27 protein-coding genes are annotated in these 24452 nt (G+C 38.9%); all 27 read right to left on the bottom strand.

Going from position 1 to position 24452, the window contains the following annotated elements:
• Nucleotides 1-37: 37 nt before the first annotated feature.
• Nucleotides 38-973: a WaaS/CpsH family glycosyltransferase gene (locus ACHLI0_RS06410; RefSeq protein WP_490748691.1), complete on the bottom strand. Its 936-nt coding sequence runs from the start codon at nt 971-973 to the stop codon at nt 38-40.
• Between the two features lie 50 nt (nt 974-1023).
• Nucleotides 1024-2169 (bottom strand): glycosyltransferase family protein, encoded by a 1146-nt coding sequence (locus ACHLI0_RS06415; protein ID WP_048697680.1) that lies wholly within the window; start codon nt 2167-2169, stop codon nt 1024-1026.
• Between the two features lie 2 nt (nt 2170-2171).
• Entirely contained in the window at nt 2172-2864 is a 693-nt protein-coding gene (locus tag ACHLI0_RS06420) for a CatB-related O-acetyltransferase (RefSeq protein ID WP_490748692.1), read from the bottom strand.
• Nucleotides 2865-2979: 115 nt separating this feature from the next.
• Nucleotides 2980-4443 (bottom strand): lipopolysaccharide biosynthesis protein, encoded by a 1464-nt coding sequence (locus ACHLI0_RS06425; RefSeq protein WP_490748693.1) that lies wholly within the window; start codon nt 4441-4443, stop codon nt 2980-2982.
• Nucleotides 4443-5327, bottom strand: a complete 885-nt coding sequence (gene rfbA / locus ACHLI0_RS06430) for a glucose-1-phosphate thymidylyltransferase RfbA (protein WP_048697683.1) — start codon at nt 5325-5327, stop codon at nt 4443-4445. The genes ACHLI0_RS06425 and rfbA overlap by 1 nt, the downstream gene beginning before the upstream one ends.
• 5 nt (nt 5328-5332) lie before the next feature.
• Nucleotides 5333-6211, bottom strand: a complete 879-nt coding sequence (rfbD, locus tag ACHLI0_RS06435) for a dTDP-4-dehydrorhamnose reductase (protein WP_055230263.1) — start codon at nt 6209-6211, stop codon at nt 5333-5335.
• Between the two features lie 23 nt (nt 6212-6234).
• Entirely contained in the window at nt 6235-6483 is a 249-nt protein-coding gene (locus ACHLI0_RS06440; RefSeq protein WP_055230261.1) for a hypothetical protein, read from the bottom strand.
• Between the two features lie 2 nt (nt 6484-6485).
• Complete coding sequence (gene rfbC, locus ACHLI0_RS06445; protein ID WP_055230289.1) at nt 6486-7058, bottom strand: dTDP-4-dehydrorhamnose 3,5-epimerase; 573 nt, start codon at nt 7056-7058, stop codon at nt 6486-6488.
• 9 nt (nt 7059-7067) lie between these two features.
• Nucleotides 7068-7667: an MBL fold metallo-hydrolase gene (locus tag ACHLI0_RS06450; RefSeq protein WP_055230259.1), complete on the bottom strand. Its 600-nt coding sequence runs from the start codon at nt 7665-7667 to the stop codon at nt 7068-7070.
• Nucleotides 7664-8887: an acyl-CoA reductase gene (locus tag ACHLI0_RS06455; RefSeq protein ID WP_225719486.1), complete on the bottom strand. Its 1224-nt coding sequence runs from the start codon at nt 8885-8887 to the stop codon at nt 7664-7666. The genes ACHLI0_RS06450 and ACHLI0_RS06455 overlap by 4 nt, the downstream gene beginning before the upstream one ends.
• Nucleotides 8853-9938, bottom strand: coding sequence for a LuxE/PaaK family acyltransferase (locus ACHLI0_RS06460; protein WP_055230255.1), 1086 nt, complete (start codon nt 9936-9938; stop codon nt 8853-8855). The genes ACHLI0_RS06455 and ACHLI0_RS06460 overlap by 35 nt, the downstream gene beginning before the upstream one ends.
• A 2-nt stretch (nt 9939-9940) precedes the next feature.
• Entirely contained in the window at nt 9941-11353 is a 1413-nt protein-coding gene (locus tag ACHLI0_RS06465; RefSeq protein ID WP_055230252.1) for an AMP-binding protein, read from the bottom strand.
• A 5-nt stretch (nt 11354-11358) separates the two neighbouring features.
• Nucleotides 11359-12330, bottom strand: a complete 972-nt coding sequence (locus tag ACHLI0_RS06470; protein ID WP_055230250.1) for a transketolase family protein — start codon at nt 12328-12330, stop codon at nt 11359-11361.
• A 10-nt stretch (nt 12331-12340) separates the two neighbouring features.
• On the bottom strand, nt 12341-13162 hold the full coding sequence (locus ACHLI0_RS06475) for a transketolase (RefSeq protein WP_016267471.1): 822 nt from the start codon (nt 13160-13162) through the stop codon (nt 12341-12343).
• 10 nt (nt 13163-13172) lie between these two features.
• Nucleotides 13173-13916, bottom strand: a complete 744-nt coding sequence (locus tag ACHLI0_RS06480) for an SDR family NAD(P)-dependent oxidoreductase (RefSeq protein ID WP_055230248.1) — start codon at nt 13914-13916, stop codon at nt 13173-13175.
• Nucleotides 13917-13918: 2 nt separating this feature from the next.
• Nucleotides 13919-14398 (bottom strand): 3-hydroxyacyl-ACP dehydratase FabZ, encoded by a 480-nt coding sequence (gene fabZ, locus ACHLI0_RS06485; RefSeq protein WP_055230245.1) that lies wholly within the window; start codon nt 14396-14398, stop codon nt 13919-13921.
• A 74-nt stretch (nt 14399-14472) separates the two neighbouring features.
• The gene (locus ACHLI0_RS06490; RefSeq protein ID WP_055230243.1) at nt 14473-14709 is read right to left on the bottom strand and encodes a hypothetical protein; all 237 of its coding nucleotides are present in this window, start codon (nt 14707-14709) and stop codon (nt 14473-14475) included.
• Between the two features lie 18 nt (nt 14710-14727).
• The gene (locus ACHLI0_RS06495; RefSeq protein ID WP_490748695.1) at nt 14728-15474 is read right to left on the bottom strand and encodes an SDR family NAD(P)-dependent oxidoreductase; all 747 of its coding nucleotides are present in this window, start codon (nt 15472-15474) and stop codon (nt 14728-14730) included.
• Nucleotides 15475-15478: 4 nt separating this feature from the next.
• On the bottom strand, nt 15479-16534 hold the full coding sequence (locus tag ACHLI0_RS06500; protein WP_055230239.1) for a ketoacyl-ACP synthase III: 1056 nt from the start codon (nt 16532-16534) through the stop codon (nt 15479-15481).
• A gap of 3 nt (nt 16535-16537) precedes the next feature.
• A complete protein-coding gene (locus tag ACHLI0_RS06505) occupies nt 16538-16768 on the bottom strand; it encodes a phosphopantetheine-binding protein (RefSeq protein WP_055230238.1) in 231 nt (76 codons plus the stop codon).
• Between the two features lies 1 nt (nt 16769).
• Nucleotides 16770-17315: a GNAT family N-acetyltransferase gene (locus ACHLI0_RS06510; protein WP_055230236.1), complete on the bottom strand. Its 546-nt coding sequence runs from the start codon at nt 17313-17315 to the stop codon at nt 16770-16772.
• Between the two features lies 1 nt (nt 17316).
• A complete protein-coding gene (locus tag ACHLI0_RS06515) occupies nt 17317-18447 on the bottom strand; it encodes a DegT/DnrJ/EryC1/StrS family aminotransferase (RefSeq protein WP_490748696.1) in 1131 nt (376 codons plus the stop codon).
• A 36-nt stretch (nt 18448-18483) separates the two neighbouring features.
• Nucleotides 18484-19611: a chain-length determining protein gene (locus tag ACHLI0_RS06520; RefSeq protein ID WP_490748697.1), complete on the bottom strand. Its 1128-nt coding sequence runs from the start codon at nt 19609-19611 to the stop codon at nt 18484-18486.
• A 14-nt stretch (nt 19612-19625) separates the two neighbouring features.
• Complete coding sequence (locus ACHLI0_RS06525; RefSeq protein ID WP_181982094.1) at nt 19626-22037, bottom strand: SLBB domain-containing protein; 2412 nt, start codon at nt 22035-22037, stop codon at nt 19626-19628.
• Nucleotides 22038-22054: 17 nt separating this feature from the next.
• Nucleotides 22055-22423 (bottom strand): UpxZ family transcription anti-terminator antagonist, encoded by a 369-nt coding sequence (locus ACHLI0_RS06530; protein ID WP_490748698.1) that lies wholly within the window; start codon nt 22421-22423, stop codon nt 22055-22057.
• A 10-nt stretch (nt 22424-22433) separates the two neighbouring features.
• Nucleotides 22434-23012, bottom strand: coding sequence for a UpxY family transcription antiterminator (locus ACHLI0_RS06535; protein WP_011107925.1), 579 nt, complete (start codon nt 23010-23012; stop codon nt 22434-22436).
• 335 nt (nt 23013-23347) lie between these two features.
• Nucleotides 23348-24298: a tyrosine-type DNA invertase cluster 3b gene (locus ACHLI0_RS06540; RefSeq protein WP_490748699.1), complete on the bottom strand. Its 951-nt coding sequence runs from the start codon at nt 24296-24298 to the stop codon at nt 23348-23350.
• Between the last annotated feature and the right edge of the window lie 154 nt (nt 24299-24452).

Consider the following 24452-nt stretch of genomic DNA (forward strand, 5'->3'; position numbering starts at 1 on the left):
ACTTATACATCATTTTAGTTAAAGGATATATCAAGCACTAGGAGTTTAATACAATATGTTCAACCAAGTCTTCAAAATAAATATTATTCAGTACAGAAGTTTCTATTTCAACGTATGGTTTATTCATAAATTCAGGTAATGATTCTATTTCATCTTCACCCAAAATAAAAATATTATCAGGGTGAAAGAAATCGTATTTTTTTAACCAAACACAATCTGTGATCAATTTAATTTTATGCACTAAAGATTCTTGTACTCTTATCGTAATACACTCTTGACTGCCATATCCCAAGTATAAAATAGCTTTCGTCTTCCCTAAGAATTTTAGGACCTCAGTATATGGAAGAAACTTTTTATATCGTTTATTTTTGTATAAATCATATCTATGCTCAGGAGCAATATGAAAATAGGTTGTAAGTCCCAACAGATTGAATTGTCTTTCCAAATTTATCAGATTACCTAATCGTTTATTGCCTTTATCACTCCCTATAAAAAAAATATCAAATTTCGGTTCAGTTTTAGTAACCGTCCAAGAGCGAACATAAGAACCAACATTAGGACATAAGTTGAGATTATAATTATGACAATCATTGATATCTCCACTCCATAACTTCAAGAAGTCGCGACGGAATTTCTCAGGCGAATTAACCTTCGTACAGTTATTTAAATAGAGCATGATTATTTTTGAATGAGGATACAAAGAATGCAACCAATCAATATATTCAGGAATAACCAAGCACTCTAAAATAAAATATGACTCATATTCTTTATCTACTTTATGAAACCATATATGTTTTAATGGCAAGTTGAGCCTAAAGTGAATTTCCCTAAATACTCTCAAAATGACATTATCTTTCCCTTTATAAATCGGTAAAACATTCATGCGAGATTCTTTAAAACTAGCATAATAGAAATTATGCTCTGGCATGACAAATAAAATGTTCGACAAAATATTGCATATTTTTTGTGGCATATTCAATCAAATTACTTATAATTAAATAAATTAATAAAAAGAGGCATTATTTACACACGGCAAACTATACGATTCAAAATAGACTTGACACCTTCATACCTGTAGTGATACTTCACTCTCTCATAAAAATCTCTACAATTATAAATAATGGCAGCCAATAAGGGTCTCCTGTATATAATTCTATCTTCTCCTGATTTTGAATAGTATTCTATTTCTGCACATGAATTTCTTAAACTTGTTACCATTGAATCTATTGAGTGCTTATCCCTTAAATTCTGCTGAGAGTTAAAAACGATACGATCAATCAGATTCTTATTATGAATAATTCTTATTAATGAATACCTCCAAGCCAAAGCTGAATCAGCAACCAGAACTCCATTAATACCATCTTTTACTGCAAGCGTATAAGGCATAGTATCAGAATATAATCCCATTATACCATATTTTGCATATTCAATATACTTAGCAAAGTATTTTCTGGCAGCAAAAGATGATCTACCAAGAGGCGCAAGTCCTATATCAAAATCATGATTCTTCATATAAGATGAATACTCTTCATATGACATTCCTTTAATCAAATGAATAGAGTTCTTGTACTCCGATTCATCTAATTTAGGCTCAACTCCAATAATAGTTATATCGACCTCTTTATGATATTTAGCAAGGATATCATAAAGTATTGGCTTAATATATTTATTGAATAATTCAAGATGATCCCTACCAGCAGGATAAACGATTCTCAACTTATTTCCGATAATGTGCGGAGCTTTAATTTCACAATCCTCGACAATAGCATTTGTTAGTATAGCCTTGGCATCTGGAGAATACTTGTAATAGTCATTAAGTATTAAAGGGTTGGGACTGATAACAGCTTTAGCATATTTGAGACAAAACAAAGAATATTTTTTCTTCCATTCTTCCGGATGACTAGAAGGAAGATTGAGAAGATCATCATCGAAACTTACTATATAAAAAATCCCAGTCTTTTTAGCCACTTCCGCTATTCTTTGAGAATAGACACTATTAGGTCTGATAGCAAGACATACATCACACCACAACAAATCAGAATGACTCACGAGAGTGGTCTTCTTTTCTCTCCATTGGATGGACATGTGAGAAAATAGTAATCTGAATGATGCTAAGTTCACATCAGTCGTGTTATTCCCTCTCTCGTAAGTAATTAAAACTTTACTCATTGTTATCTTGATATTTTAGAAATAATATAATCAATGTTATATTCTGTAATCTCCATATCGCAAAACAACTTGAATGCATTAAGATTGATTGTATTTAAATCAAGTTTACTCAATTTTTCACACACCTTTTTATCAAAACGATATTTTAACACATTATTTCCGATCCATATCGCATACGGAGGAACATCTTTAGTTACTATGCTTTTAGCACCGATAATCGCTCCCTGATTTATAGTAACACCAGATAAAACAGTAACTCCATCGCCAATCCATACATCATCGTAAATAATAATGCCTTTCATTATACTTTCACCTTCCGGCATTTTAAACACATGCCTTAGAAATGGATATGTAGACAAGTGATTTACAGGATGTTCACCCCCTCCCAAAAACTTCACGTTACATGCTATTGAGCAATAATTTCCTATACGCAATTCCTCATACTTACCACCATAGTAACAAAACTCAATATCGCCATAAGTCTGTTTTCCAACAGTAACTTTATCTATAGGAAAAAGATTCTTGGCACATGTAAAGTTGTGATAGTTCTTTTTTCTCCACTCAGACTTATGTTTAGCTAACTTTATGTATTGCCATATGGGATAAAGGATAAAAAACAAGGTGGATGTTCTTAAAAGTCTCATTAATTTAACTCTTTTGAAAAATCGCTTATTAAGCCTTCTTAATAGTAACATAGTATCAATTCCTCTTTTTACATGTAACAATTTTATTACCTTAAACATAACGTATTTCAAATATTCGAATGTCATCTATCTTATACTCTTAACTAATTCGTATATAAGCTAAACATTAGTTATTTTTCTTTCTTTCAAAAGAATACCTTATATATTCCTTTAAAAGAATAATATTTTTATTTTTTACCATAAGTGACATTCCCATATAAACTATTCCCCCAATTAATACTTGAATTATTAATAGCAAAACTTTATTAATTTGTATACTTCCTACCCAAAACACAAGTAACATCATAATCAAAGACATCGCTAAAGAAGGCAAAATGTCTGAACACAATTCACGAAATGAATAACCAATACATAATTTCACTTTACTGTGAGTTGTCGCGGCTACGATCAAACTGATTAAAACATTAGACAGTAGAACATAAATTAGAGCTTTATGAAACACAAAAACTACTATAAGGATACCAGCAATCATCAGTGTAGCTCTCAATATCTCTATATTGACACTCAAACGACTATCCCCCCTAGCATAAAACACATTATATCCTATCGCCCTGATAGGATTAATCGCAAAACTAATGCAGCAAAAATACATCAATGAAATACTTGGAACCCATTTATCTGTTAACAATACTGGTATCAAAACATTTGCAACTCCGATAAGACCAAACATCATAGGAAGAATAATGTATTCCGTAAGCGACATTACTTTCCTTGTTACTCTCTTCATGGCGTCCCTATCATTTTGCAAAGAAGCCAATGTAGGAAGCAAGACACTATTTATAGAGTTATATGCATTAAGACCTATTGTCTCCGGAAATATATTTGCACGATTGTAATAGCCTAAGTCCTTTGTTGAATATGACTTACCTATTATAAGACTAGAAACATTATTACCCAAAAAGTCTAAAAATGATGTTCCAAGTACCCCTACCGTAAACTTGAGCATCCCCTTCACTACTGAAAACGAGATTTTTAATGACAAATGCCATCTAAAGATATGCATTAGAATAATCATATCAAGGAATCCTGCAAGTAACTGCTGTGCAACAAGAGTCCATATTCCCCATCCCAGATATGCTAGAACTAAAGCAATAACACCAGCAGAAACATTACTAATGAAAGCCGATATTACCATCTTTTTGAACTGTAATTCCCGTGTGCCTTTAGCTCTAATAACAGATACGATTGACCTGAAAAATAGTAAAATAGTTATTATTCTTAATACTAAACAAAGATCGGGACTCTTATAAAAGCTGGCAGCATAAGGTGCTGTAACAAAAATAATCAAATACATAAAAACTGTAAATACCAGACTCATTGTTGTTACCGTTGAGTAATCTATTTCATCTACAGTCTCTTTTCTTATCAAAGCAATATTAAATCCATTTTGAATAAAAATATCACTAAATGCAATAAACACCGTAGTCAGCGCCACTATTCCGTACGCTTCAGGAGCTATCAACCTTGCAAGCAGAATTGTAATCACTAATAGAATCAACTTATTGGAGATCATATCAGCGAACTTCCACATAGCATTATTGGCAAACTGATTGGAGGTTACTCGTCTCATTAATAGACAAATTTGCCTTCTGCTACATTCTTTAAATGCTGTCCGTAAGGCGATTTACCATAACGCAGTGCAGAAGTCATTAGTGTTTCCTTATCAATCCAACCGTTACGGAACGCAATCTCCTCCGGTGCGGATATTTTCACCCCTTGTCTTTTCTCAGTCATCTGTACAAACTCGGATGCTTCAATCAAACTATCCATAGTACCGGTATCAAGCCAGGCAAAACCACGACCTAATATAATTCCTTTCAAGGATTCATCCGCTAGATAAAGATTATTGAGTGATGTTATTTCTAATTCACCACGAGCTGAAGGCTTTACATCTTTGGCTAATGAAACGACTCGCTTATCGTAAAAATAAAGTCCGGTGACACAGTAATTACTCTTTGGATTCTTAGGCTTTTCTTCCACAGATAGAATCTTACCATCTTCATTGAATTCCATAATACCGAAACGTTCCGGGTCATTGACATAATAACCAAAAATTGTAGCATACCCGTTTTCGGCATTACTCACTGCACTCTTAAGTTTTTCTTTCAGACCACTTCCGTAAAAGATATTATCTCCTAATATCATTGCGCACCAATCATCACCTATGAAATCTTCACCCAGCAGGAAGGCCTGAGCAAGGCCATCTGGAGATGGCTGTGCTTTATATGACAATTGAATGCCAAACTGACTTCCATCTCCCAAAAGCCGTTCAAAATTGGGTAAATCTACAGGTGTAGATATAATCAGGATTTCCTTTATCCCCGCTAACATAAGCGTAGACAATGGATAAAAAATCATTGGTTTGTCATAAACTGGAAGCAATTGCTTTGAAGTAACCATTGTTAAAGGGTACAATCTTGTACCTGCCCCACCAGCAAGAATAATACCTTTCATGAGTTTTATTGTTTATTATTAATACACTGTTCAAGGGAAATAAGCCAATGCGGAATTGTTATACCAAAAGTTTTCTTTACTTTTGATTTATCCAAAACAGAATAATTGGGTCTTATCACCTTAGAGCCATATTCTTCAGAACTGCAAGGATTAACTTTGCAGTTGTGCCCACTCAAATAATTGATGGCTACTGCAAAGTCATACCAAGATACCGAACCTTCATTAGTAAAATTATACTCACCTGTCATATCTAATTTATCTTCATCAATAACTTTAAAAATTATAGATACTAACTCAGGAGCGTATGTCGGGGTACCAACCTGATCATATACTACGTTTAGAGTTTCCTTCTCAGCCGTCAAGCGGAGCATCGTTTTCATAAAGTTACTTCCAAAGCCAGAAAACATCCAAGCTGTACGAAACAAAATGAACTTACATCCGACTTCATGGATAGCCACTTCCCCGGCATATTTAGTTGAAGCATAGACATTTATTGGATGCTTCTCATCAGTTTCCACATAAGGAGCGGCTTTCCTACTGTCATAGACATAATCAGTAGAGATATGGATAAGCGTGATGTCGCATTCCTTAGCGACAGTTGCTAGATTTCTTACGGCATCACAATTGATAAGATTTGCCATTTCAAAATCTGTTTCCGCTTTTTCCACATCCGTATAGGCAGCACAATTGATGATAACATTAATTTGCGCAGACTTGCAGACAGAACGAATGGCATCCTCGCTAGTGATATCTAATAGGATCGTTTCTAACATATCATCTGCAATCACATCTGTAAATATTATATTGTGATTCTGGAAACAACGAGATTGCGCTCTGATAGCCTGCCCTAACTGACCGTTAGCACCGGTGACTAAAATATTCATATTTAATATTGTTTGAATAATTGTTAGTACTTGACGGACCACTCATACTTTTTAAGAGCGCCATCTACGTTTTCTTCTATTTGGATTCCGATGATTGTGTCACCATAATAATACAAAGGTTTGAATGTTATTCGATCCCTATTTGCTTTCAGATACTCTAAAATGCCATCATTACTTAGATGTTTATGATCATCATCTCCGATAAACATATTGTGATTCTTTACAAAATCTACAACTTGCTCCAATGTCATCGATAAATCTTCGAATTTCATTTCTAATATAATTTATTATTTATATCAAAATCATAAGATGCATCCTTAAGACAAGCATGCTTCAGATCTTTTTCGCTAAGAATAGCATGCTTAACAGGAACTTTCCAGTCAATCCCTAAACTCTTATCTTTGATATTTATGCCGGCATCGGCTTCCGGATGATAGAAGTTATCACACTTATATTGAAAGATAGCTATCTCACTCAGCACTGCGAACCCATGGGCAAACCCACGAGGAACAAAGAACTGACGATGGTTTTCTTCCGTAAGTTCTACCGCTACATGTTGACCGAAGGTGGAACTGCCATGTCGAATATCCACTGCAACGTCAAGAACCGCGCCTTTCACACATCGTACTAGTTTACTTTGGGTATATGGCATCTTTTGGTAATGTAATCCACGCATCACACCGTAGGAGGACATGGATTCATTATCTTGTACAAAGTGAATATCCATACCTGTTTTTTCCGCAAATTCGTTAGCATTGAAACTTTCGAAGAAATAGCCGCGTTCGTCTTGATAGACTTTAGGTTCTATGATTACTAAGCCTTCAATAGTAGTTTTAATTATATTCATCATTTAACATTAATTATGGACATAATGTCCGGACTTAATTTCTAATTTGTTCAACTCAGCCAACTGTTGCAGCCTTTCATATTGTTTGTAGGCTACCGTCTTATCACTCTTCGGAAAGTGCACCAACAACCGAGTATTCGGTATCAGACTATCACCTGTAAAGAGCCATCTATCCAGCAAATAGCTAAGACAACTCCAGTCGTGACCAGGAGTGCTAAGTACCTGCATCGCTACTCCGTCAAAGAGAGGTAAACTTGCATTTTCATCTATGATAGCAACATTATCAAACCGATAAATGAAATGCGGTATCTCAATCTGATAACGAGACATATTATACTTGGGAGAATATAGACCTTCCTTACCGTGTTCAGAGGTATATATTGTGCTTTGCGGAAAAGCTGACACCACTTCATTCAGACCATAAATGTGATCAAAATGTGTATGAGTGAGAAATATACCTCGTAATGTAAGTTCGTATTTATGGACATAATTTATTATCGGTTGCACATCACCACAATCTACGATATATAAATCTTGACTATTATCTGAATGAATCAAATATGTCATAGAGTTAAATACGGAATTGACAATGCTATCCAAATATATCATATTACCGATGGAATCCGTGTAAACGTATCTATTAAATTGTATCCATCCCAAGTAAGCGCAAAAACAGTCGTCTCTCCGATGGGCACAACACGATCCAGTCCCTTCAGACGATTGCGGCGAATGAAATCAATGAGTTCGTTCTTTTCAAATCCGTAATACCCCAGTGTCTGGTACTTGGTGGTGACGATCGGAGCAATCTCATCCAACGATCGAACAGTGTATTCTGAGAAATAGCCACATGTACAGCGGAAGTCTTCAATATTCTTCGGCAGTTCCACTAATTCGGAACGTACCGCCACATTGTCGGGCATCTTCTCATACTTAACATCCATGTATGCAGCCTGACGATAGAATGCAGTTATTTTGTCCACACTCACCACAGCTTGTAGTCGATATTTATGCTCAGCATGCTCATGAACAGCATTCCAAAAGCGATCCTTGGCCGCTTCCAAGTGCTCATCTTGCAACCAAAAAATAGTATGGGGAGCTGAACAGGCATTTTGATCAAACAAATAGGTATCGTTATAAAAGGCCTCCGCCAACTTTTTCATATCGGCATCACAGGTTGCCATTATGGCTTTTGGACGGATGGCTGCAATGGAATATCGGTCAGCGAAGCAGACATCAAAGCTACGTGCCGGTAGTACATTTTGACGCAGGGTGGCAATGGTCGTATCCCCCCCCCAAATGACACGAACGTCACAAAGAGAAGAAAAATAAGCATTAGCATCACTTGTATGGTCATATCGAACCAGAACAATGCGTGAAGCAATATCATCATACTTTCCGCACTCTATCAATTCATGTAAATGATCAATAATCAAGTCAACCTGTGTAAACTGTTTGCCGCTGACACGAACCACATTTGCATTACCTGCTAACAGACCGGCCACCAATGAATAACCAAAATTGATAGGTACATTACTGGGAGCAATGTGGAACAGTATGCCACGACCCAATCTCAGTTTATCCTGCATATACCGTTCTTTCAGTGCTATCAGATTTGCCCTTCGACAGAAAAACGCAAAAGTAATGACATCCGGAAACATACGACTTCGATGATCTTTCAGTAAGACTGAAGATAAAGCATTCAGAAACTCTATCACACCGTCCGAGAATGGTTCATCGGGGTGATATTGCGTAAACTTCTCCCAATCAATCTCTTGTGGGAAAAGCAAGATATAATCAGAACTTTGTTGCATAGGTATCACTACATCCACGGATTTCCGCATTTTTAATTCGACCTTCAATCTTGAAATACTTGCCTTTCAGACCACAAGGACAATCGTCTTCACCCAATATCATACCTTCATCTTCAGTCAAAAGCACATGTCCGGGATAGCTACCGGGCAATACGCTCACCACTTCAATCAGACCTTGTTCACCTACAGCGGCTAATGAAAAATCTTTCGGGCGGCGAATCAACACATCACTGAAAACAGAAGCATGCAAATAACCGCATTGGCACTCCATATACACACAACCGGTCTGCTCAACCATCCCGTAATAGTCATGTATATTCTCCGGCAAAATGCCACAAACTTCATTCAGACGTTTCTTATATTCTATTGGAGAAACTTTCTCATTGACCAGTTTTTTCCAACCACCACCATGAATAAGCACACCTTTGGAAAGGTTGGGTAAGTAACCGGTTTCGATAAGTTTTTTGTAAAAATGCTGCCAAATCATAAAAGTAAAACCAAACATAAAGATCGTTTCATCCTTATGTTCTTCGAGGAAGTTCTTCATGCCTTCGATGTCCAATTCCATATTTTCATCCAGTGCATACTGACGTTTACTTCCGAACATGGAAAAACCTAAAATACCGGCTCCACGGGCAGAAAACATACTTCTATTCTTGACAACAGCTGATGTATCCAGTATCAGCATGGGCACACGCTTGGTGCCAATGAAGTGACTGACGATTTTTGTCAAACATTTCTGCTGGGCACTACTTGTTTCACGATCCAGAAAGATACGCGACACCTGCTGACCTGTAGTTCCCGATGATGTCATAGTCTTTACAATTTCATCTTTCTCACAACTGCGAAGTTCAAACTCCTTAAATAGACGAACAGGAAGGAATGGGAGCTTTTCGTAACCGGGAAGATTATCCATGTCCAGTTCCATTGCATCCATCATTCTACGATATGGCAGACATTGCTCATAATGTTTGCGTGTCAGTTCATGCAGACGATTATTGAGTAATTCGCGCTTTTGGTCTTTACTTAATGAATACGGGGATATTTCCAATATTTCGTTTATTTCCATACTCAAATCATTTTTTGAAGTTCAGGGTATTGTATCTTACCTGATGTGTATTTGGGAATTTCCGCAATCACTTGAATAGCAAATGCGCGGGGATTGAATCCGGTCTTCTCCACTAGTAAATTCTTGATTTGATCTTCTAGTCCTTCTTCAGTCACAAACACTGTTATCTTATCATCCACACCTACACATGCGCAATTTGAAGTAACTGCTTTTACGAGTTGTTCCGTAGCATCTAAATTACAACGATTACCCCAGACTTTTACAAATCGTTTCATACGTCCGGTGATATAGTAATAGCCATCTGCATCTTTGCGAGCAATATCACCTGTATGCAATATTCCATGATTCTCATCACCTTTAGACAGATCTTCACGACATTCTGCATATCCCATTGAGACATTAGCTCCCTTATAAACCAACTCACCGTCAATATCCGTGTCTAGTATTTCATTACCTGACGCATCTGCCAATGAGAATTCACCACCCGGAATGGCAATGCCGATACTACTAGCTTTCTCTAATGCTCTTTCCCAAGGAAGATAACTCATTCTGGCAGTAGCTTCAGTCTGTCCGTACATTACAATAAATTGTTTGTCGCTCTGCTTAGCAAAATCTACAAACTCCTTCACAAAAGTGGCGTTCAACTTCCCACCAGCCTGCGTCATGGTCTTAAGATCCGGCAGTTCCATACGAAAGAAACGTAATCTGCGTAACATCTCGTAAGTATAAGGAACACCAGCTATAGATGTAGCTTTCTGCTCTTTGATGAACGACCAGAACTCTTTTTGAATAACAGATTTATCAGTTAATAAAAGGGTGGCACCTTTAATCAAGTGACTGTTGATTACCGAAACGCCAAAACTATAATACATTGGAAGTGTTGTTACGGGACGTTCATTTTTATCAATTTGAAGATACTCGGCTATAGATTCAGCATTACTTTCCAGATTTTTTAATGACAGACGAACTAGCTTTGGTGATCCAGTACTTCCAGAAGTGGTCAGACAAAGTATAAGGTCCGGATTTAAAATCTTCTCTTCAGTGGTAAAGTCATGATCATAAGTTATCTGCTGGAGTGAGAAGTCACCATATTCATAAAGTGTCTTTCCACCTATTTCACATTTGCGATGTGTAGGCATCCAAAGGTATTCGGGATGATAAATAGTAATAAGCTGTTGTATTAATTCCAGCTCTTTACTTCCATCAAGTAATACAGCAGGAATCTTTTTCATTATACATGCCATATATCCCACTAAAGACCCCAGTTGATTTTCGCACAAAAAGAAAATAAGTCCCTTTACAGGTATATGCTCATGAAAATCCTCTACTTTTGTATAAAGTTCAGCATAAGTAAGTTTTTCACCACGGTCAGTAATGACGGCTATTTTTGCCGAATATTGCTGTAGATTAAACATCGTTATCAAATATCAGCCAGTTTATTTTGTATTTTCTCTGCTATATGTTGGGCATCAAGACCAGTTTGTGCAAGCATGTATTTATAAGAACCAGCATGTGGGAAATCAGTCAGACCAAGTAGGAGCATCTGTGGTATTTTCTTGCCACTCTGTACTAAAGTTTCTGCAACAGCAGCACCAAGTCCACCTGATACAAATCCTTCTTCACAGGTTACTACCAATTTACAGTCATGGCAATATTTAGCAAGCACATTTGTATCAAGAGGCTTTATTGTATGCATATTTATTACCGTACATTCAATACCTTGTTCTGCCAACTTTTTCGCGGCTTGAAGTGACTGATACACCATTGTACCAGTAGAGACTATAGTAACATCGGCTCCTTCACACAGCGTTATAGCCTTACCTATTTCAAAATCATAATCGGATTTATACACCATAGGGTCATTAGCTTCACCACAAAGCCTCAAATATACAGGACCTTCAAAGTTAAGAAGGGCTTCTGTTGCTTTAACTACCTCAGTCGAATCGGCTGGCGATACTATAGTCATGTTAGGTATAGCACGCATCAAGCAAATATCATCAAGACCGTAGTGGGTATTACCCTGTTGCTGAACACCGAAACCAGCAGCCAAGCCAACAACTTTTATATTATGCTGCATATATCCGCAATGGATCTTCACTTGCTCATAGCTGCGTGTTGCAATGAATGCTGCAAAAGATGTAGCAAACACATTGTAGCCCTCACTGGCAAGTCCAGACGAAACTCCGATAAGATTCTGCTCGGCAATACCTACATTAAGAAACTTATCAGAATAAACCTTACTATATCGTTCCAAACCGGAAGAACGTGTAAAGTCTGCTGAAACCGCCATCAGATTATCAGCTATAGGAGCGAACTCGGTAAGCGCGGAACCGAAAGTACCTCGTTTGCCGAGCATAGACCAAGTACGAAGTTGTATTCTGTTATATTCCATAATTATCTGTTTATTTTAGTTCTTCCATTGCTTGTTTATATTGATCTTCGTTCATTGATGAATGATGCCATGAGTTGACACCCTCCATAAATGATACACCTTTCCCCTTGATTGTATGACCGACTATAACAAGAGGTTTACCATTTATTGGTCTATTCTCCAAAGCATTAATTATAGCTTCCGTGTCATTTCCATCAATCTCTACCACTTTACAGCCGATGGCTCCCAAAGTATCAGCAAAAGAAAAATTCATGATCTCAGACGTCATACCATCCTGCTGATATCCATTATGGTCAATGAACACGATAAGATTATCCAATTTATACTGAACTGCAGACACAAATGCCTCCAATGTACTTCCTTCGTTACACTCTCCGTCACCCACGACAACATATGTTTTATAATCAAGTTTTTTCTTTTTTGCGTTAAGAGCCTTCCCGACAGCGAAGGATAACCCCATACCAAGACTACCTGTAGAACACTCAATGCCCTTGTCCAATTGCTTAATAGGATGTGCAGGATACAATCCTCCGTCAGTCATGAAATTTTCATGATATTCCATTGTTGAGAAAAAACCACGAAGGCTAAGGACTGAATAAAGCGCAGTGTATGCATGCCCTTTACTCAACACAAAACGGTCACGCCCTTCTTTAAACGGATTAGAGGGGTCAATATTCATAACACCACCATACAACACAGCTAAAAAATCGGCAAGGGAAAGGGCTGGACCTATATGTACACCTACCTTACCTGTGCCATAAGATGACACGACTATTTCTCGCCGAAGTTCTTTGGCTAACTGTTTACAGTTATTTATTTTTTTTTGTTCCATTATTATTGCTCTAGTTTAAACCTCCATCAATGCGCACTACCTGTCCGGTAATAAACGAAGAATCATCCGAAGCCAGAAATAATGCAAGTTTAGCTATCTCTTCTGGTTGGGCAATACGTTTGAGCGCAGTACGCCTCATTATTTCCTCATTTGCTTCTGCTCCCATCTGCTCTTTCATACGGGTATCAGTCATACTGGGAGCAAGAGCATTCACCCGTATTCCATAAGGAGCCAGTTCCTGAGACAAAGTCTTTGTTAAATATATCATTGCAGCCTTGCTGCATCCATAACTTATGTATGCAGGATAAGCATCAATTCCTCCAACGCTTGCCATGTTGATAATTACACCTTCCCGTTGCCGCATCATTATTTTAGAAACACCCTGTATGAATTGCACATGGGCAAAAAAATTAACCTGAAAAATTTCGTGCAACTGTTTCATCGTTGTCATTTGTAATAAGCCTTTCGTTACCACACCTGCATTATTTATCATTATGTCAATACGCTGTTTACTCTTGAATATCTGTGTGATAGTACTTTTTATACTATCTTCATCCATCATATCGAAATAATACTTGGTAATCATCGTGCCATTCCTTTGGATTATTTCCTCACATAGCATGTCGAACTCTTCATTTTTCTGTCGCAAACAAGCAATAATATTGCACCCTTGTGCAGAAAAAGTCTCAAGCATAGCTTTACCAATACCTCTGTTACATCCTGTGATGAGGACAACTTTTCCTTTTATATCCATAATCAAATCTTTGGAGTTAATGCCTTGCGCTCTTCCGACTCTGAAAGAGTAAAAGTCATTTCACATGAACAAACTAGTTTGCCGTCAACCATAGCTCTTCCTTTACCTTTTGCTATACCATGACGGTATGACAACAGCTCTGTGTCAAGTACCATTTTGTCACCGGGACGAACTTTCTGAAACAGACGCAACTTATCACAAGAGAGGAGCAACACTTGCTTGCCTTTATTGCCTTCCAATGTCAATATACAAAGAGCACATACTTGCGTCAAAGCTTCTGCTTGCAGGAAACCGGGCATACAAGGATCACCAGGGAAGTGAATAGGGAAAAACCATTCGTTATGAGTCAAGTTCTTATACCCCTTACACCTCTGTCCCGGTATTACTTCATCAATCCTATCAAAAAACAAATAAGGATATCTGTCTGCTTGATACTCTAAAATCTGATTATAATCCAATGATTTTATTTCAACATCTTCCATTGTTTAATAATTCTCTGTTAATATGATACATTTTAAATATAATGAATAAAAATCATTATTTAGCATATTAGATTTTAGAATGTGATATCGTATTTCTGAAGAATCTCCATCCCCTTTTCGAAAGAAGAAAGGTCAACAATATCGTCTGTTTCCAGCATGATATCAAAAGTATCCTCCAAAGCTGCAACAAGAGTCATATGACCTACGCTATCCCAAAGTTCTACACCTTGATATTGAAGACCTTCACACTGTTCTGCTGTTATTTGCAGATTTTCCACGAAAACATTTGTATACTTTTCTAAAGTTGTCATATCGGATTATTTTAATAATTATTTTAATGTTAAACCTCCATCAAGGATTAAATTTGTACCAGTTATCCAACTGGAGGCGTCAGATAACAAATATATCATCGCCCATGCAATATCATATGGATCACCATAGCGTCCCAACGGATATTGTTTCATATCTTCCTTTAATTGCTCCTTTGTTACAGATCCACCCTCAAGAATACCTGTATTAACCATTGCCGGACAGATGGCATTTATACGAATACTTTTGGGAGCAAGTTCAAGAGCCGCAGTCTTTATATATGCACTTATCGCACCTTTACTGGCAGTATACATGGAATTACCGACAGATGTACATCCTAATCCTGCCATAGAACTAGTAAATACAATAGATGCACCCTTCTTTATTTTCTTCTTTTTTAGAAGTTTTTGGAAAAGGAGAACAGGGGCTATAGTATTTACTTGAAATATGGATTTCAAGTCTTCTTCCTTTACAAATTGAAGTAAAGACAACTTTGTAAAACCAGCGTTATTGACCATCCCATGAATTTCAGGTAAATTTGAAACCAATCCATCTATTGCCAATGTGTCAGCAAGATTACAAAGGATCATACAATGATCATCTCCTTCCAACTGTTCAAGAGTTTCCTTCAATCGTTCCTCATTACGGGCTGTAATGATTACCTTTGCGCCCATCCTTGAACATTCTATAGCCGTAGCACGCCCTATCCCGGATGAAGCACCCGTGACTAAAATAGTCTTACCTTCTAATGAAAACGGATTATACATTAACTTAATAAAATATTAATTCTGAACAAACTATTTTATTTGTCTGAAAATGAACACTTCCCCATGCTAGTCCCACACCGAAAGCACAACCAATAGAATCTAGTTTTCTAGTTGCAAAGTCTTTGCTACACTGTGTTATGATAGTGACAGGAATAGAAGCACAGCTCGTGTTACCAAAATCACGAAGGCTATAAGGTGTCTTTTCTGGAGCAAAATTTAGTTTCTTTCGAATTTTCTCGTTCATGTAGTGATTGGCTTGATGCAGAAAGAGATAATCCATCTGTTCAAGATTTAGTACATATTTTTCGGCTAGTCTTTTTACACTTTTCGGAGCAACAGACATTCCGAAAGCGAACACATTCATGCCATCCATAGTACAGTCAATATTACGACGTAATTGATTTGGACCATACTCTATGAATTCAAGGTCTTTCGCTGTAACGGCATTCCGACAACCACCAACAGGAGTATAAATAGATTTAAAGTCCTTGCCACGAGTGCCATGTTCAAACTCCAAGGTGGAAGCTATAGTGTCAAATTCTAAAGCAGTACATGAACCGGCATCACCAAAGAGTGGTCGCGTTTCCTTATCAAAAGGTGAATGGAGCAATGTCGAGGTATCACCACAAAGAAGCAGAGCTCTTTTCAAACAGCCTCCCATTATGAGGGAAGCAGCAGAGTTCAATCCTACCACCCACCCCGAACAACCATGCTTAATTTCAATAGAAAGGCAAGTCTCTGGCAATCCCAGTTCTTCTTGTATTATACAAGCTGTTGGCGGGACTACATAATCGGCTGATGATGAAACGAACACAATTACGTCTATCGTATCTTTTCCCCAACCTAAGTCCTCAAGCAATTTATTGGCAGCCTTAACACAAAGATCGCTAGCTGTAGTACCTGATTCAACCGTATGTTTGCGTTCTATGCCTGTCTGAGCTATCACACGAGAAGCCTCGCCCTCCTTAAAGACAGGAAGGTCAATGTTTTCTTCTACATGTGACGGTACACATGCTGAGATTCCCCGAATAGCTACATTAGGTATTGATATGAATGCCATAAGTTACTTTTTAGATTCTACTATAGCAAACAAATCCTCGATAGTATTGCAATTGCGAAGATCATTCCCGTTAATAACAACATCATATTCATCATCAATCATTGATATAATTGCAAGAGATGAAAGGGATGACCACTCATCAAGCTGCCTAAACTCTGTTGTAGCCTGAAATTCACTTGCATCAGTTTCGTCAAACTGATTAGCAAAATTCTGAATAAAATCATTTATTTTCATATTATATTTTTATTTTAGACAAATTATTCCTTATTTTCTGTGATTTTATGTCGAATCCTTCCTTCGTTAAAGTACCATATAAATATGGAATACCTTTTTCATCTTCACCTTCTCCTTCCCATACACACCCCAACCCCTTGTTTAAAGCAAGCACTGATTTATTATCTTTATACACCCAAATATCTAGATAATTAATACCTAACTTTTGGAATATAAAGTCATCCAACATTAATGCCGCTTCAGAATTTTGAATCGAATTTCCGAAAGAGCAGAAACGACCTACCTCAGCATGATTCTCTATAATGTTGTAAACACTAGTGGTCCCTATTCGCATTTTAGTTTTATCTTCGATAATAAAATAATAACTATTGATGTCGTTTCTTTGCTTGTCTATCCAACTTTGTTGCTGATCAACTGTGGCATTCAGAGAAGGAAGAAATTTTGAAATTTCCGGATTATTCCTAATTTCCAAAATGAACTCTGCGTCTTCTTTCGTGACAGGACGAAGATTGACAAAACGTCCTTCAAGGATTCCTTCATAAACCATATTACTTCACATAATCGTTTACAACAGCTATGATTCTATTAACTTCTTCATCAGCGAGCCACATGTGTAGCGGAAGTGTAATGAGATGTTTGCTGACTTCATGAGCACGGGGGCAAGTTCCCTTAGCATATAGATACATGCTATACTCTGTATTGTCACGGTAATGTACGCCACCATAGATAGCATTTTCAGCTAGTTGTCCTAAAAGCCCTTCACGATCGGGTACAATAAGTTCGTAAATATGGAAAGAGCATTCATCTGCATGAGGAGCCCTTATTATTTGAATCTTCGAATTATTTTCGAAACCTTTGTTATACATCTCAACGATTTCACGACGGCGTGCATTATCTCTATCAAGATATTTAAGTTGAACCAATGCAATAGCAGCCATTATAGCATTGCCATTGTACTTATAACCCACATAGTCCACATCATATTTCCAAGCATAGGTTCCTTTGTTTGAACGAGCATAGGTATCTTTATTAATACCCAGCCAAGCAAGCTGACGTGCTAGTTTATCGTCTTTCTCATTTGCAAAACAAATCATACCACTATCACCGGTAGGAAGGTTCTTCACAGCCTGATAAGAATAAACTGTAACATCTACACCATCCCAAGTACCCGGAGTAACACCATTAACTCGTGTGCCAGACATGTGAGCAGCATCAAGTATTAGTTTTAGATCATACTTTTTACATATCTCTATGATCTTATCTAGTTTTCCTACGCGTCCACCATAACCTACAAAAATAATAGCTTTGGTTTTATCACTTATTTTCTTCTCAACATCTATGGGATCAAGACAAAGATACTCATCTACATCAGCAAATGTAACATGCATATTTTCGTACATAACTGCGTGATTGGTCGATACAAAGGTGATAGGGGTTGAGATAATTTCATCACCATCTTGCCATCCATTCTGCATTTTAAGAATTTTCACAGCAAGATGAAGACCTACAGTGTTGGAATTAAGATAATATGCATATTTATGACCGGTGTAATCTTTCCAGGCTTCTTCGAATTGAGCGGTTTTAAAGCCCATGCCTGTCCAGCCTTGTTCAAGGCATTCTTTTACAGCCTCGAGACATTCTTCAATCTCAAACTTTGGTTTCAATACTTGAATTGACATAATCTTGGATTTAATATGATTTGGTAAACGCCTCAATTAGACGTTAGTTATAATTATTTTTAGAATATTTTTTACAAGAAATTTCCAAACTATAGTAGTCGTTATGGAGAAAAGCACGAAAACAATCACATAAATCATCAGTTTCATACCCGAAGGATTTAGTGGAACGATAGCAGGTTCCACCACAGCAAAAACAGGTTTCTCCTCTTGTACTTTAGCACGTGCCACTTGCAATTGGTTAGCGACTTGACTATAGATTTGATAAGCTAGACTCATGTCATTTTGTAAGCGTTCCTGCTCCGTACGAACACTTTGAAGAACTAAATTATCATGCGTATCTACATAATTGGCATATTTCTTTTGGGCAGTATAATATTCGCGCTGTCGCTCCTTGAATAGTTTCTCCAAATAAGCACAGTCATCCTTAACTTTGGAAGTGCGATAATCAGTAATGTACTCTTGTAACTTATGAACGACGGAATCCGCCACAACCGCTGCTACCTTGGGACTCTGTAAACTGACGGACACATTGGTTATTGCCGTTTTGGTATCTATAGAAGCTTTGACACTGTTACGAAGAACATTGACTTTAGTATTCTGTTCTTGTGATAATTCAAGAGTACCACGACGTCCTACATTCTCTAATGTGTCTAACGTTCCTTCACTAAACAAGGATTTCACTCCTCCTACCAACATGCTGGGAAAACCTATGACGTAATTCCACCAAGGAGAGGACTGGTCATCCAAGTAAGTATCCAGAACCATATTACCATTCCCATCCGGAGCAGGAATATCAATGGATAAAAGTTCCAGTAAAAAGGGGGTAGAAGAAACTATTTCCGAGGAAAGGGAGGCGTTCAACGCATCGGAACTATCACCCGATGAAACACCACTTCCCAAAAAAGAGGCAGCAATCCCCACTAATCCATTTCCACTTTTGGAACCACCCATTTCAGGGGAAAGAGTAACATTCACCGTATATTGTTTGGGAATGCTTAAATAAACTATGATGCCAATGATCACCCCTACTCCCGCTGCTTTATAGAGCGTCTTACGAATACTAATAATCTTGCGGAGAACATCCATTAAATCTATTTCCATCTCATCATTTAATAATTTATCCTGTTCTGAAGAGATATTTCTATTTAGTTGTTGTTCCGACATAAAAGTAAATTCTATTATTTCTTTATCAAATTAGCAATAGAAGCAATCATCATACCCAAAGAACTGAAAGAAGTAGCATAACCTAAAATATTAGCTATGTTCCCTTTCTTCTTAGCCTTACTAGGCACAATAATCTCACATCCCGGCTCAATCTGTTTCTTACCACTACCCTTAACCTTAGTCACCTGACCATTCATGTAAACAATGAATTTCTTACTCTTCCTTGCATTATCAGAATAACCACCGGCCTGATTCAGGTAATAATCCACATTCTTGCCCTTCATATAAGAAACCGTATTCGGAACCATGACAGCACCATTGATAGTCACAGTATTATTATTCTTTGGTATGAAGACCACATCACCTTCACGTAAGACAAGGTCGGCACTACCCTTAGGATTAGTCAAAGCCTTCTCCAGATCAATGCCTACCGTAAAGGTATCCTCAACACCAATACCCAAAGAGTCAATCATGGCCTCTCCCAATTGTCTGCTCATCAGGCGAATCACATCACCCATACGTTTCTTCTCACCGGCACTTGCCACACGGGTCAGCTTTGCACCACGAAGATAGGCAAGGTTAGTAGGACCACCCGCTTTATTCACCAGATCGGAAAGACGTTCCTCACGGCTGGTCATGGCATAATTTCCTCCGAAAAGGATTTCACCATCAATGACTACATTCTGTTGTGCCTGATAACCCGGACTGCGACGGACATAAACTTCATCATAAGGCTGAAGGATAAAACCGGGCTGACCGTCAATGACAAAACCATCCTTTAAAGAGAAGGTATACATCTGACCGATAGTATCATTATCCGCGGTACTACGGGGATTCTTGATTCGTCTCGACACATCAATGCGGACAGTGGAGGCGGCTTCTTTCAAGCCACCGGCCTGAATGATCAGATCCTCAAGTGTCATGTTATCAGCATAGGGATAGGAATCCGGTTGGGCGACCTCACCGTAAACTGTAACATTGCCACGATCTTCCAGATCGTGAATGCTCGGAATGTAAAGGATGTCATTCTTCATCAGGGCGAGGTTCGGGGAAGTACCGTCCATGATAGACCTGATGTCTATCTGAACAACTTCACTGGTCAAATCCTCACGCTGGCGATAAAGGACGGCACGATTCAGGAAAGCGTCACCGGTCAGGCCCTGGGCTTCATGGACAAGTTCGCGGATCGTATTCAGTTTACCGCTGAGCTGGTAGATGCCGGGACGATAGACAGCGCCACGGATTTCCAGTTTGTTTGTGAAGCGGTTAAGGATGGCTTCGGCTGTTACAACGTCACCGTTACGCATTGTGTAGATACTGTAGTCCATATCCTTGACTGTGTTGACTTCATATTCCTCACCATTCTGACGGACAACACGTAATGAACGGGTGTAGGCGTCAGCTTCAAAGCCGCCGGCATATTTGATGAGAGTAGCAAGGTTCTCGTCTTTCTTCATTTCAAAACGCATAGGACGTTTTACCTTGCCGCTGATCTTTACCAAGACATCATAAGCAGGAACAATCACGACGTCACCTTCCTGAAGGCGAATGTCATCCAGTGTATTTCCTTTCATGATGAATTCGTAGACGTCGATGGTGGCAATATTCTTTCCGTTGCGTACCAATTGAACGTTTCGGAGGCTACCGATATCACTCACACCACCTGCACGATAAAGCGCATGGAAGACGGTAGAGAAAGAAGAAAGGGCATAAGTACCGGGCTGTACGACTTCTCCCATCACATTGATCTGAATAGTACGGATATTACCCAAAGTCAGACGGATGTCGGAAGTAGGGTCGGTAGTATTATTCAGACCATTATATATTTTATTCAGGGCGTTCTTCAGATAGTCATTGGCGGCAGAGACTGTCATACCGCTAAGGTTGACAGGGCCGATCTTCTGAATGTTGATGGTACCTTCCGGAGATATTTGCTGGCGAATCGTGTTTTGGCTCGCACCCCAGATATCAATAATGACTTCATCACCGGGACCAAGACGGTAATTGGAGGGAGTGGCGAGATTGACACTGGGTTCAAATGTCAGGTTGCGGGTATTGAAGATGTTACGTCCGAAGACCTGATCGCCACGGGCAAGGTCCTGAGTGGTGGGATGGTCCTCCAGCATGTCGGAAGTATTTTCCTTAGTCTCTTCACGAAGGCGGGACTCGTTGATATCCGTACCGGTGGATTGGGAAGTGTTTACATTGTTCTGCTGCTCGTATAGCTGTTTCACACGCATAGCCTGTTCCTTGGTTACACCTTTACGTGCAAGTTCGGAAGCAAGCTGCTTCTGTTCCTTGCCTTGCCGGATACCGTCCTTTACATATTCCAGTACTTGTGAATCACTCATGGACTGAGCCATAAGCGAGCCACTTCCCAGCATCAAACAGAAGAGTAGAATGCTAAAAAGTCTTTGTATTTTCATTGACAAATAAAAAAGTTTCAGTTGATTTCACACAGTTCCTGCATCCCGTAACAGACGGCAGATAACTGTTGCTTAAGAAGAGAAGGGGGAAGAACATCGAGAAGAGACAGAGAACGGGTCAAAACATCCTGTTTTCTTTCTTCGTCTTCCGGATTGGCGTACATCGACACATTATATCCCTGAAGGATGGCCAAACACAGGGTAGCATCCTGCTCCGGTGTCTCCCCCCGTTGAGAATATAAATCGTTAATCTTTTCGTGGATGGATCCTTGTAATGCTGAAAGATCATCCAGATACACGCAGCCTGCACTCCCCCCACCAGGAAGCAGCATACGTACCAAACTTAATAAACCCTCTATGTTTTCTTGTAAAATAATAGCATCCATATCCCTTGCCTTAAACAGCCGCCATAATAGGCTCTACATAACCGACAGGCATATCAACACAGGCGCATCCCAGCATATTCAAGCGAACAGCAATCTTACTTCTGCCATCCACATTAACCAGTTCGCCAACAAGACCCGTCAACGGACCTTTAATCACGCGAACCTTTTCGCCACGGGCCAAAGGAGAACTGTTCATGCTTATCGATTCTTCCGAATAATCAAGCATGAAACGGAAACGAGCCATCTGCTCGTCAGGAATTACAGCAGGACTACTCTCACCGCGCATCACCATGTAACGACTGACAGTAGAAAAACTCAGGACTTCCATGCGTTCCTTAGGATCGGCGTGTACAAACACCATCATAGGAAGCAAGACGGAAGTGACCAGCTTACGACGGTCGCTCCATTGGTGAAGTTCCTGTTGAACGGGAACGAAATTCTCGATTCCCATCTTGTCCAAATGCTCGGAAACCTTCTTTTCATGGTGCATCCGAACCAAAGCAACATACCAGCGTTTTGAGTGTGCTACGCCTTCCCCTGTCCCATTAATAGGCCCAGCATTGAGTGATTTCTTTTTTCTTAAAATCATATTTTTTTACCCCATGTTTATCCGTTACTTCTTAGGTAACGAACAAGCATAGAGCAAGCAGAAAAGGGAACTTTTTTCAACGAAAACATCGGAAGAGGACTGGTATTCAGGAAATAAGGCAGAAGTGAAGGGGTTTTTCATAAATTGGAATAAAAAAAGACATAACACGGATATTGTCATTTTCCGTATGTTATGCCGACTTTTGATTCATTTTAAGAAATTAATTTCATTTTTGTTTGCGTATTTTCATAAATATGTCCATCTTTGCGCCATGAATCATTCCGTTACCTAAGAAGTAACGCACACCGATAAACACTGTATATCAAGCTTCTAAATCAGATGTACTGACCTACTCCGCACCGCTTTACGTAAGACAAATTCATCCGGTTTACCTCCGTACGCTCTTTCAGTTCAAAGCCTTTCAGATAAATCTGCGTAGTCTTGATGGACTTATGACCAAGCGACTCGCTGATCATCTCAATAGGGACACCACGGTACTTGGCAGTAGTAGCCCATGAATGACGAAGCGTGTAGGAAGTGACGGGGAAGTTGAGACGCAGCCGCTTTGCCAGAGACTTCAGGCAGTAGTTGAATCTTCGGAGAGCGGACTGGTATTCACGGTAGGCTCTCTCATCCTTCCTCTTCTTATCACCTTGAAGAATGCTGAAAAGGTAGTCGGGACAACCGGGACGGGGAGACTGTCGGTTCCGGAGCTGGTCGAGCATCTCCTTTGCGCTGTCCAGAACCTCAACGCTCATGGGAGTCTTCGTCTTGACACGATTGTAGCGCAGCACATTGCTGTCAAGAGCGGATTTCTCCAGATGCGTCAGATCGGCGAAAGACATCCCGCAGAACTGGAACATCAGAGCGGCAATAGCCTGGGTACGGCGGAGACGATCAGACTGGGGATCTTCATAAAGAAGCCTGCGAAGAGCGACGACAGGAAGCGCCCTTTTCTGACGCACGTCCACCCCCGTATAGACCTCATGGAACAGGCGGTGGACATAAGGAGCACTACCCGCCTCCACACCCCGATTATAGATACTCCGAAGCATACGCATATACGTGGAAATCGTATTGGGCTTCAGACCACATTCATAAAGGTGCTGTTCGTAACGGCGAAGACGATCACGGGTGACTTGACGGAAAGACACACTATGGACACCACAAAACTTGCTAAAAGAAAGAAGGGCGTTCTGATAGACGTGCGCTGTAGAATAGCGGCCCTCCTCTCGCAAACGGCCGATATAGATATCGGCACATCGACTAAATCCATTTTTATTCATTATTTACATCACTAGTTAGATTACACGATACAAATTAAGATGAATAAACGAGAAGTCTTAGTTTTATGTTGTTTGACATTATTAAAATAACTAAAAAAGGCTTCTAACATACATTTATGTCAGAAGCCTCTATCAATATAACTTTGAAGAAAAC

The organism is Bacteroides sp. RCH18, assembly GCF_058231005.1.

Coding starts and splice junctions, on each gene's coding strand:
- ACHLI0_RS06410 (WP_490748691.1), bottom strand. CDS start 973: ATGCCACAAAAAATATGCAATATTTTGTCGAACATTTTATTTGTCATG.
- ACHLI0_RS06415 (WP_048697680.1), bottom strand. CDS start 2,169: ATGAGTAAAGTTTTAATTACTTACGAGAGAGGGAATAACACGACTGAT.
- ACHLI0_RS06420 (WP_490748692.1), bottom strand. CDS start 2,864: ATGTTACTATTAAGAAGGCTTAATAAGCGATTTTTCAAAAGAGTTAAA.
- ACHLI0_RS06425 (WP_490748693.1), bottom strand. CDS start 4,443: ATGAGACGAGTAACCTCCAATCAGTTTGCCAATAATGCTATGTGGAAG.
- rfbA (WP_048697683.1), bottom strand. CDS start 5,327: ATGAAAGGTATTATTCTTGCTGGTGGGGCAGGTACAAGATTGTACCCT.
- rfbD (WP_055230263.1), bottom strand. CDS start 6,211: ATGAATATTTTAGTCACCGGTGCTAACGGTCAGTTAGGGCAGGCTATC.
- ACHLI0_RS06440 (WP_055230261.1), bottom strand. CDS start 6,483: ATGAAATTCGAAGATTTATCGATGACATTGGAGCAAGTTGTAGATTTT.
- rfbC (WP_055230289.1), bottom strand. CDS start 7,058: ATGAATATAATTAAAACTACTATTGAAGGCTTAGTAATCATAGAACCT.
- ACHLI0_RS06450 (WP_055230259.1), bottom strand. CDS start 7,667: ATGATATATTTGGATAGCATTGTCAATTCCGTATTTAACTCTATGACA.
- ACHLI0_RS06460 (WP_055230255.1), bottom strand. CDS start 9,938: ATGGAAATAAACGAAATATTGGAAATATCCCCGTATTCATTAAGTAAA.
- ACHLI0_RS06465 (WP_055230252.1), bottom strand. CDS start 11,353: ATGTTTAATCTACAGCAATATTCGGCAAAAATAGCCGTCATTACTGAC.
- ACHLI0_RS06470 (WP_055230250.1), bottom strand. CDS start 12,330: ATGGAATATAACAGAATACAACTTCGTACTTGGTCTATGCTCGGCAAA.
- ACHLI0_RS06475 (WP_016267471.1), bottom strand. CDS start 13,162: ATGGAACAAAAAAAAATAAATAACTGTAAACAGTTAGCCAAAGAACTT.
- ACHLI0_RS06480 (WP_055230248.1), bottom strand. CDS start 13,916: ATGGATATAAAAGGAAAAGTTGTCCTCATCACAGGATGTAACAGAGGT.
- fabZ (WP_055230245.1), bottom strand. CDS start 14,398: ATGGAAGATGTTGAAATAAAATCATTGGATTATAATCAGATTTTAGAG.
- ACHLI0_RS06490 (WP_055230243.1), bottom strand. CDS start 14,709: ATGACAACTTTAGAAAAGTATACAAATGTTTTCGTGGAAAATCTGCAA.
- ACHLI0_RS06495 (WP_490748695.1), bottom strand. CDS start 15,474: ATGTATAATCCGTTTTCATTAGAAGGTAAGACTATTTTAGTCACGGGT.
- ACHLI0_RS06500 (WP_055230239.1), bottom strand. CDS start 16,534: ATGGCATTCATATCAATACCTAATGTAGCTATTCGGGGAATCTCAGCA.
- ACHLI0_RS06505 (WP_055230238.1), bottom strand. CDS start 16,768: ATGAAAATAAATGATTTTATTCAGAATTTTGCTAATCAGTTTGACGAA.
- ACHLI0_RS06510 (WP_055230236.1), bottom strand. CDS start 17,315: ATGGTTTATGAAGGAATCCTTGAAGGACGTTTTGTCAATCTTCGTCCT.
- ACHLI0_RS06515 (WP_490748696.1), bottom strand. CDS start 18,447: ATGTCAATTCAAGTATTGAAACCAAAGTTTGAGATTGAAGAATGTCTC.
- ACHLI0_RS06520 (WP_490748697.1), bottom strand. CDS start 19,611: ATGTCGGAACAACAACTAAATAGAAATATCTCTTCAGAACAGGATAAA.
- ACHLI0_RS06525 (WP_181982094.1), bottom strand. CDS start 22,037: ATGAAAATACAAAGACTTTTTAGCATTCTACTCTTCTGTTTGATGCTG.
- ACHLI0_RS06530 (WP_490748698.1), bottom strand. CDS start 22,423: ATGGATGCTATTATTTTACAAGAAAACATAGAGGGTTTATTAAGTTTG.
- ACHLI0_RS06535 (WP_011107925.1), bottom strand. CDS start 23,012: ATGATTTTAAGAAAAAAGAAATCACTCAATGCTGGGCCTATTAATGGG.
- ACHLI0_RS06540 (WP_490748699.1), bottom strand. CDS start 24,298: ATGAATAAAAATGGATTTAGTCGATGTGCCGATATCTATATCGGCCGT.